Origin of the sequence: Streptomyces sp. NBC_00433 (genome assembly GCA_036015235.1) — a bacterium.
GTDB lineage: Bacteria > Actinomycetota > Actinomycetes > Streptomycetales > Streptomycetaceae > Actinacidiphila.
In genome coordinates this window covers 4843635-4856093 of the sequence record CP107926.1, presented here as the reverse complement: position 1 = coordinate 4856093, position 12459 = coordinate 4843635, and the positions used below count along the sequence as shown (strand labels likewise).

At 67.1% G+C, this 12459-nt stretch carries 9 protein-coding genes and 2 pseudogenes; 5 read left to right on the top strand and 6 right to left on the bottom strand.

Annotated features, from left to right (window positions below):
* Window positions 1-40 precede the first annotated feature (40 nt).
* On the top strand, window positions 41-313 hold the full coding sequence (locus tag OG900_20620) for an LLM class flavin-dependent oxidoreductase (protein ID WUH92276.1): 273 nt from the start codon (window positions 41-43) through the stop codon (window positions 311-313).
* Between the two features lie 43 nt (window positions 314-356).
* Here the strand turns inward: OG900_20620 and OG900_20615 are convergent, their stop codons facing one another.
* Window positions 357-749 (bottom strand): DNA-binding protein, encoded by a 393-nt coding sequence (locus OG900_20615; GenBank protein ID WUH92275.1) that lies wholly within the window; start codon window positions 747-749, stop codon window positions 357-359.
* Window positions 746-1027 (bottom strand): hypothetical protein, encoded by a 282-nt coding sequence (locus tag OG900_20610; protein ID WUH92274.1) that lies wholly within the window; start codon window positions 1025-1027, stop codon window positions 746-748. The genes OG900_20615 and OG900_20610 overlap by 4 nt, the downstream gene beginning before the upstream one ends.
* Before the next feature lie 74 nt (window positions 1028-1101).
* Here OG900_20610 and OG900_20605 point away from each other — a divergent pair.
* Window positions 1102-1320 (top strand): annotated as a pseudogene (locus OG900_20605) (LLM class flavin-dependent oxidoreductase).
* Between the two features lie 69 nt (window positions 1321-1389).
* Here OG900_20605 and OG900_20600 read toward each other — a convergent pair.
* The 3 genes from OG900_20600 to OG900_20590 all read right to left on the bottom strand — a co-directional run bounded on the left by OG900_20600 (window position 1390) and on the right by OG900_20590 (window position 3180).
* Window positions 1390-1782, bottom strand: a complete 393-nt coding sequence (locus tag OG900_20600; GenBank protein ID WUH92273.1) for a DNA-binding protein — start codon at window positions 1780-1782, stop codon at window positions 1390-1392.
* Entirely contained in the window at window positions 1779-2078 is a 300-nt protein-coding gene (locus tag OG900_20595; protein ID WUH92272.1) for a hypothetical protein, read from the bottom strand. The genes OG900_20600 and OG900_20595 overlap by 4 nt, the downstream gene beginning before the upstream one ends.
* Before the next feature lie 148 nt (window positions 2079-2226).
* On the bottom strand, window positions 2227-3180 hold the full coding sequence (locus OG900_20590; protein ID WUH92271.1) for an IS481 family transposase: 954 nt from the start codon (window positions 3178-3180) through the stop codon (window positions 2227-2229).
* A 123-nt stretch (window positions 3181-3303) separates the two neighbouring features.
* On the opposite strand from OG900_20590, the gene OG900_20585 reads away from it, so the two are divergent.
* From OG900_20585 to OG900_20575, 3 genes and pseudogenes are all read left to right on the top strand, one after another.
* On the top strand, window positions 3304-5142 hold the full coding sequence (locus OG900_20585; GenBank protein ID WUH92270.1) for a DUF262 domain-containing protein: 1839 nt from the start codon (window positions 3304-3306) through the stop codon (window positions 5140-5142).
* A 100-nt stretch (window positions 5143-5242) separates the two neighbouring features.
* On the top strand, window positions 5243-6310 hold the full coding sequence (locus OG900_20580) for a CBS domain-containing protein (GenBank protein ID WUH92269.1): 1068 nt from the start codon (window positions 5243-5245) through the stop codon (window positions 6308-6310).
* 128 nt (window positions 6311-6438) lie between these two features.
* A pseudogene (locus OG900_20575) lies at window positions 6439-6663 on the top strand (LLM class flavin-dependent oxidoreductase).
* 244 nt (window positions 6664-6907) lie between these two features.
* On the opposite strand, the gene OG900_20570 reads toward OG900_20575, so the two are convergent.
* Entirely contained in the window at window positions 6908-12148 is a 5241-nt protein-coding gene (locus OG900_20570; GenBank protein WUH92268.1) for a DUF3883 domain-containing protein, read from the bottom strand.
* Window positions 12149-12459: the final 311 nt, after the last annotated feature.

Genomic DNA, 12459 nt, shown 5'->3' with positions numbered 1-12459 from the left:
CGACCCGGTCGGGGATCTCGGCGTCTGGCGGTGCGTCAACATGATCAGGAGGCACGCTGGGGGCGTTTCGAAGGTCGTGATTCTGCCGATTTACCGTTGGGCCGCCGAGGGGCGGGAGGTGTGGCAGCGGGCCGAGGCTCTCGGGTTTCACGCCGCGTACACCTACGACCACTTGTCGTGGCGGGTGCCCTTTCGGGACGGGCCCTGGTTCGGAGCGGTGCCGACGCTGACCGCCGCTGCGGCGGTCACCGAGCGGATGCGGCTCGGGACGCTGGTGACGTCAGTCAAGCCGCGTTCACCTACCGCGGGCTGACCTGCGGGAATCGCGGTAAGCGGCGTCACCAGGCCTGGATATCTCAGATCGGCTCGATCGCGATTCGCGGATGGCACAGTCGGCGCAGGTCATCCACGTCGCTGGTCACGATGGTCACCTCGCCGTGTTCCGCGTGTGCGGTGGCAGCCAGCATCGCGTCGATGGCGTACTTGTGGCCGTGAAGCCCCTCCGCGGCCAGAAGCTTGCTCGCGGCGCGGGCGGTCTCTTCGGTGATCGGTCGCACCTTGGTGAGGGAGACGGCGACGTCGAACGCCGCTTGTACGACCTTGGGATCGCGCGCCTCGACCAGGGTTGCCGCACTGGTCACGATCAGCAGATCGAGGGTTCGAGCGACGTCCAGCCACACCGTCATGTCATGGTGCCGCCGGGACAGCTTCGAGAGGGCTTCGCTGTCCAGGACAAGAGTGCCGCTCACGCAGCGTCCGCCGGTGAGGCGCCGCCACGGTGCGCGGCGTGGTGTGTCCGGATTCTCTCGGCGCGTGCCGCCACCTCGGCCTGATCAACAGGACCGTGCTCGGCCTCGTACTCCGCGATGTAGTCGTCCACGGCCTCACGCTGGAGCTGACGCCGGACAGCTTCCTCGATGTACGAGGACACGCCCTGCTTGCCGGCACGCGAGCGAATCGCCTCCAAGGTCTCGGCGCGCAGGGAAACGCTGGTGACCCGGGTCTTGCCTGGGCGGGGGGTGTTCATGGACCCAGTGTAATACATAACATGTGAACACGCACTTCGCTGACCTAATGCCGCCTCTCCCATAGGCTCGCCGCATGCGTCTGAGCACTGTGATCCTGCCGATCTACCGCTGGCACGAGCAGGGCAGGGAGGTGTGGCAGCGCGCCGAGGCTCTCGGTCTCCACGCCGCCTACACCTACGACCACCTGTCGTGGCGGACCTTCAGGGACGAGCCGTGGTTCGGGGCCGTGCCGACGCTGACCGCCGCCGCGACCGTCACTGAGCGGATCCGGTTGGGAACCCTCGTGACGTCAGTCAAGCCTCGTTCACGCATCACGACCTGACCTGCGGGAATCGCAGCAGCCGTCACCTGTCTGAAGACCTCAGATCGGCTCGATTGCGATGCGCGGATGGCAGAGCCGGCGCAGGTCGCCCACGTCGCTGGTCACGACCGTCACATCACCGTGTTCCGCATGGGCGGTAACCGCCAGCATCGCGTCAATAGCGTATTTGTGATCATGAAGTCCCTCGGCGACCAGAAGCTTGCTCGCGGAGCGGGCGGTCTCTTCCGTGATCGGTCGCACCTTGGTGAGGGAGACCGCGAAGTCGAATGCCTCCTGGGCGACCTTGGGATCGCGCGCCTCGACCAGCGTTGCCGCGCTGGTCACGATCAGCAGATCGAGGGTTCGGGCGACGTCCAGCCACACCGTCATGTCGCGGTGCCGCCTCGACAGCTTCGACAAAGCCTCGCTGTCCAGGACGAGAGTGCCGCTCACGCAGCGTCCGCCGGCGAGACGTCCGCACGGTGTGCAGCTTGGTGTGCCCTAATCTTCTCCGCCCGCGCCGCTACCTCGGCCTGGTCAACGGGACCATGCTCGGCCTCGTACTCTGCGATGTAGTCATCTACGGCCTCACGCTGGAGCTGACGCTGAACGGCTTCCTCGATGTAGGAGGAAACGCCCTGCTTGCCCGCACGCGAGCGAATCGCCTCCAGGGTCTCGGCACGCAGCGAAACACTGGTGACCCGGGTCTTGCCGGGGCGGGAAGCATCCGTGACACCATTGTAGTACACGATGTGTGAAGCTACGAAAAGGTTGCTTTCTAAAAGAAAACACCCTCGGGAACGGTCAGCATTCGGGAGGATCGTGCGTGAGGCGTCCGTCAGCTACCTAGCCGGTGGAGGGTGGCGCGTGATGGCGTGGATGTGGAGCCGGGGAGCACTAGTTGTACTGACCCGTGAGGTTGGGGATGCGGCTGGCGGGTGGTTGGCCTTTGAGTGCGGTGTGTCCGCGGTGGTGATTGTAGGTGTGGAGCCAGAGGGGGTATGCCTCGCGTCGTTCGGTCTCGGTCCGGTATGGCTTGGCGTAGGCCCACTCGTCCAGCAGGGTCCGGTTGAACCGCTCGACCTTCCCGTTGGTCTGTGGCCGGTAGGGGCGGGTGCGCTTGTGAGTGATCCCAGCCGCTGCCAGGGTGTCGCGCCACAGGTGGGACTTGTAGCAGGCGCCGTTGTCGGTCAAGACGCGCTGGACGGTGATCCCGGCTTCGGCGAAGTAGGTGTGGGCGCGCTGCCAGAACCCGGCGGCGGTCTCTTTCCTCTCGTCGGTGAGGATCTCGCTGTAGGCCAGGCGGGAGTGGTCATCGACGGCGTTGTGCAGGAAGCTCATCCCGGCCTTGGCCCGGTTCTTGCGGCCTGCCTGCCGGCCCAGGGCCCTGTGGCCGCCGCCGTCCGGGATGTTGCCGAGTTTCTTGATGTCGACGTGCACAAGGTCGCCGGGGGCGGCGTGCTCATAGCGCCGGATCACCTGGCTGGTGGCGCGGTCCAGGTGGGCCAGGCGGGCGAGGCCGAAGCGGGTCAGGACGCGGTGCACGGTGGCCGGGTTCAGCCCCAGCAGATAGGCGATACGGGCCGGTCCCCACCGGCGCAGGACACGGACCTTGATGATCCGCCGCTCGGTCCGGGTCGGCGTCCGGGTCGGGCTGTGGTGCGGGCGCGATGGGCGGTCGGACATCCCGGCCTCGCCGAGCTCACGGTAGCGGGACGCCCACCGGTGAGCTGTTGTGGGCGAGACCTGGAAGCGCTCAGCCGCGCGGCGCAGGGGCCAGCCGTCGTCCACGACGCAGCGGGCCAGACGCAGGCGACCAGTCTCGGTCAGGGGTGCATTACGGTGGGGCATGAGGGCCTTCTGATCGTTCGGTGGCGATGTCGCAATCCACACCGAACCCGGAAGGCCCTCACTCGTTCAAGATCCCCCAGTCGTGATCACTGTCACCAACCTCCATGGACAGAACAACTAGTGGTGGCACTGGACGGCCCGAGCCTGGGCAAGATGCTCGATGACGTTGCTGTCGGAAAGATCCAATTACCGGACTTTCAACGTCAGTGGAAGTGGGACGATGATCGCATCAGTGCCCTGCTGGCCACCGTGACACTCGACTACCCGCTCGGTGTGGCCATGACGCTCGAGACCGGCGGGGAGTCCCAGTTCAAAGCGAGGCCGCTGCACGGCACCCCGGTCTCCCCGGGAACCGTCCCGGAACAGCTCCTGCTCGACGGGCAGCAGCGTCTGACCTCACTCTTCCAGGCCCTGCGGTCGGGCCAGGCTGTGGAGACGAGCGATGCCCGCAACAAGCCCGTGCGCCGTTGGTACTACATCGACATCTCCATGGCCGTCGGAGAAGGAACCGACCGGGACGAGGCTATCCGCTCGATCCCCGAAGACCGCCTGGTACGAGGCCCCTTCGGCCGGACGCTGCTCGATCTGAGGAGCCGGGACGCGGAGTGCGCGCAGGGCTTCTTCCCCCTGAACCTGATCTTCGATGCCGACGGCACCGGCAAGTGGCAGCGCACCTACGTCAGCGCAGCCGAGGACCGGTGGGACATCTGGTCGGCCTTCCAGGCAAAGGTCATCGACACCGTCAAGGGCTTCAAAGTGCCGCTGATCCGCCTGCCCAAGGAGACGCGGAAGGACGCGGTGTGCTCGGTCTTCGAGCGAGTGAACACCGGGGGTGTCGTACTCAACGTGTTCGAGCTCCTCACGGCAACCTATGCCGGGGATGCCGGCTACACCCGGGAACACGGAAAGGACTTCAGTCTCAGCCAGGAATGGCTGACGACCAAGTCCATGCTCAGTGCCGCGTTTCCGGTCTTCGGCTCCATCGACCGGGACAGCAGGCAGGAGACCGGGCTTACAAGTCTGGATTTCCTTCAGGCGATGGCGCTCACACAGACCTGGCAGCGCAAGCAGCAGTACTTGGCGGCCAACCCCGGCGCTGCCAGCCCGCCGGCAGTCAGCTGCAAGCGCCGCGACCTGCTTCACCTACCGCTGTCCGACTACACTGCGCTAGCTCCCGAGGTCACCAGCGCCTTCGCCTGGGCCGGCCACTTCCTGGCGTCGCAGCACATCTTCCGTGAGCGCGATCTGCCCTACGGGTCGCAGCTGGTCCCGCTCGCCGCCATCGCGGCGCTCTTGGGGAACGCGCGACGAGAGCCAAAGGTCCAGGAAGGGCTGGCGCGCTGGTATTGGTGCGGCGTCCTCGGCGAACTCTACGGCGGAGTCACGGACACCCGGTTCGTCCGCGACGTGGAACAGGTGATCCCATGGCTGACGGAAGGCGGTCCCGAGCCGGACACCATCTCTGAGGCGTCCTTCCAGGAACAACGCCTTCACCGGCTCACCTCACGCAACAGCGCCGCCTACAAGGGCGTGCACGCGCTGCTGATGAAGGAAGGCGCAGTGGACTGGGCCTTCCAGGAGGAAGAGATCAGCGAACAGAACCTGACCGGATGGTCTGTCGACATTCGGCAGATCTTCCCGAAGGCGTGGTTCGAGCGCACCGCGCCGGACCCCACCCGAATGACGAGCATCGTCAACAAGACCGCGCTCTCCTACCGGGCGTACCAGACCATCGGCGCCAACTCTCCTTCCGTTTACCTCGCGGCTCTGGAGAAGGAGGCCGGCACCAGCGGCGACTGGCTCGACGACGTGGTCGGAACCCATCACATCGACCCAAGGACCCTGCGCACGGACGACTTCGACACGTTCTATCGCGACCGCGCCGAGCGCCTGCTGGGCCTGGTGGAGAGAGCAATGGGCAAGGCCGTTGTCCGTGAAGGGTCGGACAGCGGCCGTGAGTGACGCGAGGATCCCGGCAGGCCTGGCAGGCTCCACACTGAGCCGACGTCAGCTCCTGGCGCTCTGGGATGTCCGATTCCGCAACCATGTGGTGGTCTCACGAGTGAGCCTCGACCTGGCCAACGCGGGACTGACGACAGAGCCGGACTTTGCGAAGGGGCCGCTCGACGACGAGATCCGAGTGGTACCGCTACGTGACGGGATGCCCACTGCGCCCAGCGTCCCGGACGCGCCACCGATCGGGAAGCAGGACGACCACGCTGCCGAGGCGTCCGAGAATCCTGCAACGACGTCGGTGCCTTCGTCCTCCTCGGCGGCACCGTCGCCGGAGCCGTCCGCTTCGGCCTCGGCCAACGCTCACAGCGATGCCGGTGAGGTGGACGACGGCGTATCCGTTCCACCGGAATACGGACAAGGTGAAGACCCCCTCGGTCTGTTGCCGCAGTCAGCGATGCGGGTCGGCGCCATTCCCAGTGCTGGGCAAGGGGTTTCCTCGGTGATGCCGGAGGACTCACTGGCACGAGCCATGGGTGCCATGGCCGAGCTCGGGTACTCGCAACTGCCGGTGCTGGACTCGATCGGCAAACTCCAGGGTGTGGTCACATGGGCTTCGATCGCCCACATGCACGCCACCGGTCGGACGCCAAGCGTCCCGAACGCACTCACCAGCGAATTCCACGTCGTGGACGCCGCGACGCATCTGCTGTCCGCGCTGCCATTCATCCAGGCACATGGATTCGTCCTCGTCCGCAATCGTGCAGGCGAGCTGATCGGTATCGTCACCACCGCCGATCTCGCGTCCGAGTTCGTGTCTGTCGCCGGTCCCTTCTTCACCCTCGGTGAGATCGAGCGCCGACTCCGCCGCTGCCTGGGACGTGTCTACGGCGAGGAAGACGTCCGGCAGGTACACAAGGACCGCCGTCGTCGCAGCGTCGACCAGCTGATGTTCGGTGAGTACATCCGGCTGCTCGATGACGAACTGCGCTGGAAGAAGCTCAACTGGCCCGGCGTGGACCGTACTCACTTCGTCGGTCTCCTGCGGCATGTGAAAAATGTCCGGAACACAGTGATGCACTTCAACGGTGGCCCTCTCCATGATGACCAGCTGGCCATGCTGGACCGGTTCGTGGGCATCCTCCGCAGTTACGACCCCGACCGCAGCCCCTGGTGACTCCGTGCCGTAGCGCCTCGCCGGCGGAATGCCGGGCGAACGCGCGCGGCTGGGCGCTCGTCACGGGGTGCGGGCGGCCAATGAGCCTCCGGCCGCTTCGTCGGAGCCCGGACCGTAGTCTCGAAGGTATGAGCCTCCGTCTGAGCACTGTGATTCTCCCGATCTACCGCTGGCACGAGCAGGGCCGGGAGGTGTGGCAGCGGGCCGAGGAGCTGGGCTTCCACGCCGCCTACACCTACGACCACCTGTCGTGGCGGACCTTCCGGGACGGTCCGTGGTTCGGGGCCGTCCCGACGCTCACGGCCGCGGCGGCCACGACGGAACGCATCCGGCTCGGCACGCTCGTGACGTCGGTCAAGCCTCGTTCATGCATCATGGTCTGACCTGCGGAGACGTGCGTCGGAGCAGCTAGCTTTACCTCAACCCGGCCATGGCCCAGCCGAGCAGCGGCCTGCTCCGCGATCTTCGAGTGGACCGAGGGCTGGTACAACGTGCGCAGGCTGCACAGCCGCCTCGGCTACCGCACTCCCGCGGAGCACGAGAACGTGCCAGCGGTCTGACCACCACACCAACGGTGTCCGTCAAAGCCGCGCAGGCTCAGGTTCCGGGTGTGGGCGGTAGTTCGAACCGCAGGCGCATGGCCGTGCCGACGAGGCTGTACCCGGCGAGACCAGGGGCGCTGAACGGGTTGGGGAGAGGGGTTATGCGTCGGTTGGTGCTGTCGAGAACATGGGAAACGTAGACAATGGTGTACGTCTCTCCCGGACGGAGATGACTTGCTCGTTCGACTTCGGACTCGCCGAGTTCAAACTCGCCCCGGTCCCCGGTCGAGGCCTTGACTTCGTACAGAAGGGTGCGATCTCCGTCATGGATGAGGAAGTCGTAGCCGAGGCTGTCATCGCCTGTGCCGTCGGCGAAGACGTATTGGCGTAGCCCCGACTTCCAAGATTCCTCGCGGGCGACCCCGTACTGCCGCTCCAGCCAGGCGGCCGCTGCCACCTCTCCTGCGAGTCCGACAGCCCTGTCCTTCTGGGTGTCCCGGGGGACGACCCGGTATCCCCCGGCGCGACTGGTGACTGCGGAGGTGGTTCGTTGCCTCGGGAGTACAGGCGCCAACCGTGCGCCAGGCTGCGGAGAGGGGGCGAGTTGGTCGGGGGTGAGGTCGGCGGCGATCTGTCGTGCGAGATCACGCAGTTGGTCCGGGCCGATAGGGATTGCGCGGCCGTTGAGGTGGAGCGATGGGCCCGTGGTGGTGCGGAACGGGGTGCTGCCGCCCGATGGGATCGGCGTGAGGGGTGTGGGGTCGTTGAGACCAAGGTCAGCCGCCCGGTCCGTGGCGGGCATGCCCTCGGGCCAATTGCCGTGCGTCTGGAGCCAGGAGATCAGCGTGCGGACGCCGATCGGCTCAAAGTCGAGCAGGCCCTCGGCGTCCATCGCCGACGCGACCTCGGTGGCCGATGGCAGCGAGGGACCCTCACGGCCCTGGCGGTTGAGCCAAGCCTCCATCCGGGCGCGCAGGCGGGGAAGGAGCGTGTGTACGTTGTCAACACCACCCTCGTGTGCCTCGGCGACTGAACGTGGCGGGTGCTGCCCGGCCGGCGCCGGAGGCAGGTGGGAGGCAGCCCAGGCCTCGGCGTGGGCGTCGAGTAGGTCGGTGGGGAGGACCCAGTAGGCGAGTCCCCACTGGGGGTCTGGCTCGAGTCCGGGGAGCGATCGCAGCCGGACGTAATCTGTGAGGCGGCTGCCCGCCTTGTGGGTGGCCGCGTACACGTCACGAATTCTGTCGGCTAGTCGGGCCCGGTTCTGCTGTAACCAGGCCTGGAACTGTCGTTGGTGGGCCTCCGAGTTGTTGACGGTCGGCAAGCCCAGTGTCTGCCAGGCACGATTTGCCTCGGCCAGGGGCACTCCCAGCGCAGACAGCTTGCGCTGCCAGTCGTTCTCGTCCACGAGAGCCAGCAATTGGTCGGCGCGGTCGAGATCGAGCCGGGTGACGAGCCAGTCATGGAGTTCGCCACGATCGTGCAGGGCCTCCTGCCCTCGTTGAAGTTCCTCCGCGAGGACGAGGTCGATACAGGCGAGTACCGGGACAAGTCGGCCGCTGCCCGAGCGGATCGAGGCGCGGTCGGCGAGCACGGCCTCCAAGCGCTGCATCGGAATGCCAAGCACGGAGGCAATGTCCGCCTCGGAGACTTCCGCAACGGCCCGGCCCGAACGCTCCAGTTCGATGAACGCCAGTCGTAGAGATGTGCCCATGTATGGCGCGCCGATCAGCGTACTCAGGCCGGTCGCGGCGGTCTCCAGCACATGCCAGTCGGAGCGTTGCCGCGGGCAGACAACGACGAGGCGCGGTTCGTCCGGATCATCGTGCAGGAGGGAGCGGTCGTCGCCGGGATCACCGAGGGCGAGTCCGGCGATGTGGGTGACCGCGGTCCGTGCCACGACGACGCCACAGGCCCGGAGCCGTTGCGGGACGCGACGCGCGGAGGGAGTCTTGGCTCGGAAGGACCGTTCGTCGTCGAACTCCACCAGCGCGGCCATGAGGGTCTCCAGCCAAGGACCGGCCAGGGCGAGCAGCGGTACCTGGGGCGCGTGGGTAATGGGCAGCTGGTCGACCCGGATGTCAAGCTCCGCCTGGCTAGTCCGCCGGACGGCGAAACGGCCCCGCGCCTCTAGGTAGGCGTGGACGCGCTGGCCCAGAGCCCGGTCGTCGACCGGGAGGACGGGCAACGGTGTCTGACCGAGCAGCCTCCGCTGCTGGGTTCCTTGCACGTCGGCCACATAGACCAGCTCAGGCTCGGACTCGGCTGCGAGGACATCGAGCGTCTCGGCTCGGCTTACCAAGAGTTCGGGCAGGATCCCGGACCGCCATCCGGTGCCGAGCCCATCCGGAGGCAGAAGGTCCGCCCATGCCTGTTCGTAGGCCCTGCGCAGCAGGTGTCCGAGGCGTCCCTGCCGTAGCCGGGGCATGCGGCGCAGTAGGGCAGGCAGGTGACGAAGCCGGTCCGCGGCGGTCTCGGGGTCGTCCCAGCGGCGCACGCCGAGCAGCTCCAGGCGTTTGAGCACGCCGTCCGACTGCCTACTACGCAGCGCGGCTGATGCGACAGTGAGGTACCGAGGCGGCTCCTCCCTGCCCGACCACCACCACACGCTGCCGGCCGTAGCGAAGGCCTCGGCGCTCTCGTCGTCGCCCGACTGGGGAATCCACGGCGCTCCGCTGAGGAAAGCCGCCAGTGGAGTCGGCCACATTGTGCCCTGACGGTCGGTGCCGCCCGCGAAGCGGAACTCAAGGGCGTCGTCGGGCCAAGTGTCTAGGCCGTGGACGATAAGCTCCGCATACTGGCGGCGGCTCTCGTCGTCGAAGGCGGCGTACTCCCTCTGTCCGGGGAGGATGGCCACCTTCCTGTGCGTCGGGCGGTACTCGACGGTCTGGTAGAGGACGGCGCGTCGGTTGGGCCATCGCTCAGCGGCGGAGCGCCATTGAACGCGTTCGACCGAGTTCGGCTCCAGCGCTCCGAGTGCGGGAAAGATGGACGGGTGGTTGAGAAGCCGTCCCTTCACTGTCTGGTAGGAGTCGACGTACGTGATTGCCAGGCCGTGGCTGACATGGTGGTGTTCGAAGAAGCGCCGCAGCGTCTGCGAGTCGGTCTGGGTACCGGCGCAGATCTCACGAGCCGGCGCGACGAGCCGGTCCGCGGCGGTGGCCAGTGCCCGGGAGACCCCCTCGGTACGGGCGAGGAACTGGGCCAGCGTAAGGTCGGTCCGGCTTTGCTCGCCCGCCCAACCCTCGCCGAACATGGCCTCGGCGGCCGGCACCCAGCCATTGCGTACTGGCACCAGCAGCCCCTTGATCACGGGGCGTCTGCCGCCGCGTTCCGGGGACGACGACGCCCACAGGGCGCAGGCGAACAGAAGGTACTCCCGCAATGCCTCCCCGTCCGCACGGTCCTTACGCATGGCCTCGCCCAGCACGTCCAAGACAGCCTCGGGCCGGTAGTCCCGCACCAGCCGCTGCTCCTCCAACCAGCCCCGGCCGCGCGCCCGCCGTGCGCCCTTTCGGGTCCCCCAGGCGATCCCGCCATGGACGAAGAAGATGCTGTCGGTGAGGCCCAGCGGAAGAGCGGACACGACGTCCGTGGCCCCTTCCGGGCGGAAGAACACCCCGGGCTCCCCGGCCGGGACGAGTCTCCCGCTGGCGGTGAGGACGATCTTCCTGCCCTTCAGCACCTCCTCGGCGCGAGGGAAACAGAGGGAGAGGTCGTGGTAATAGTCCGCCCAACTCCCACCATCAACGTCCACTTGGTCCATGGCCGCCGCGAGTTCCTCGGCCCAGCCTGCGAGTACGGCTGCTGACGGGGCCAGCCCCGTGCCCCGGGCCGCGCCCAGCGCGACCAGCCGGTCGATCCGCCAGGAGTGGAGGAGGGGATCGACGACGTGCTCGGTTCCCGCAGCAGCCACGGCATGCGGAGTGAACACGCGGGCCTGGTCCTGGCGGAGCCACAACTTGCCGTGCCGCAAACAGGCTCGGGCGCCCGCGGGATGCAGTACCGGCATGAATGGCACGTCGCCGAGCTCACGGTTCTGTGCCTTGAACGCCGACTCGAGGCGCCGGATCTGGTCGTGCTCCCAGCACATCAGGTCGATGAGGGCACCCGCGGGCATCGTGACGCGTTCCTCGTCGACCAGAACGGCCGCCTGCGCGCAGGCCTCAGCCGCAGTGTCGAGCAGCAGGTCGTTCCACTGTGTGGACTCCGTCATGGTGCGCCGACTCACGTCGGTGTGGAACGGAGCGTTAAGGAACCCGCGGACCGGACAGGTTGGCCGCGCGCCCATGGGCAGGAACGTGTACAGCCTGCCGCGTTCCAGCGGCTCGCCCGCGGGCACCGCCACACTGACCACGGCCGAGTCGCCCAGGGCGTGCCAGTCGTCTGTCAGCGGTCCGGATTCGAGGCCGGCGGCGATGGCCTCATGTGCGCGCTCAGGGTCCACGGCAGCCGTCACCATGATCAGGCGGGTACGACGGCGCAGTGTGACCTGCTGGATCTTCAAGTCGGGCGAGGTGAAGAGAAGGTCCACCTTGCGTGTGTAGACGCTCGGGCGCCCCCGGCCGCCCACCCGGTGCGTCACGGACACCCTGCCGAGCCGGTCCAGGAAGAGTTCGAAAGGCACCCCGTCGTCGGTCAGCTCGTTCAACTGGCGTAGCGCCTCCTGCCGAGCTTCGACGTTCCGCAGCGGGAGCCGGACCACGGTCATCAGTCCCCGTCGTCGGAAGGCCGCCACTGCGGACGGGACGTCGTCAACCGGCACCGGGACCTTCAACGACGACAGGTTCGCGCGCAGCTGGTCGGCGGCCTCCGGACTGCCGGGCGCAACCTGGTCCGCCAGCCAGTCGAAGTCCTCGTCTCGGGCGAAACGGAAGCAGAATCCGTCAAATGCTTTCGACGTTGCCCCCACGACGCTGTATAGCTCTGGGGCGGCCGTGAGTTGCAGGACGCTCTTGAAGCCGACTCCCTTGTGGCCGATGCCCTCATCGGGGCGCTTGCTTGACAAGCCGATGCTGCACAGCGCTTCGAAGTTCTTGTACCCGAGGGGTCTGCCGCCGTTCGCCACGTACAGGACGCCGTGTTCGCCCTCGTCTTCATCGAGCACGATCTCGACGCGGCCGACGCCGTCCCGGGCGGGGTGCGCGTCGTGGGCGTTCTGAAGCAGCTCCACGAGCACGCGCCCCTTGTACTCGGGCGAGAGCATCCGCTCGGTGACCTGTTTGATCTCGAGGGCAGCACGGCGTCCGCGCTTAAGGTCCGCGAGGCACCCCTCGGCCTCCATGACCGCCGTCGCCACGATCTGCTTCCGCCTGGCCGAGCCGCCAGCACCCGTCGACCGCCTCGGCCGCCATTGTGCGTCGGTCACTGTCCCCCCCCCAGCCCCTGAATGTACCGACGATAGGGGTGATCACTGACGTCCGGACGCACAATCCGGAACATGCCGGTCAGTCAGGGTCTCCCGCCTCCGCCTACCAGAACCATTCCGCTTGAAGTCCAGCCAGCGCAGTCCCGTCCCCGCCGCCTTTACCGCGCGCGTAGAGACACGCTACGTCGGATCAATGACCGAACTTGATCAGTTGCGATCCGAGTTGACTTAATCTGTTACAT

Excerpts from the sequence above, each read along its gene's own strand:
- OG900_20590 (WUH92271.1), bottom strand. The coding sequence starts at position 3,180 with ATGCCCCACCGTAATGCACCCCTGACCGAGACTGGTCGCCTGCGTCTG.
- OG900_20610 (WUH92274.1), bottom strand. The coding sequence starts at position 1,027 with ATGAACACCCCCCGCCCAGGCAAGACCCGGGTCACCAGCGTTTCCCTG.
- OG900_20620 (WUH92276.1), top strand. The coding sequence starts at position 41 with ATGATCAGGAGGCACGCTGGGGGCGTTTCGAAGGTCGTGATTCTGCCG.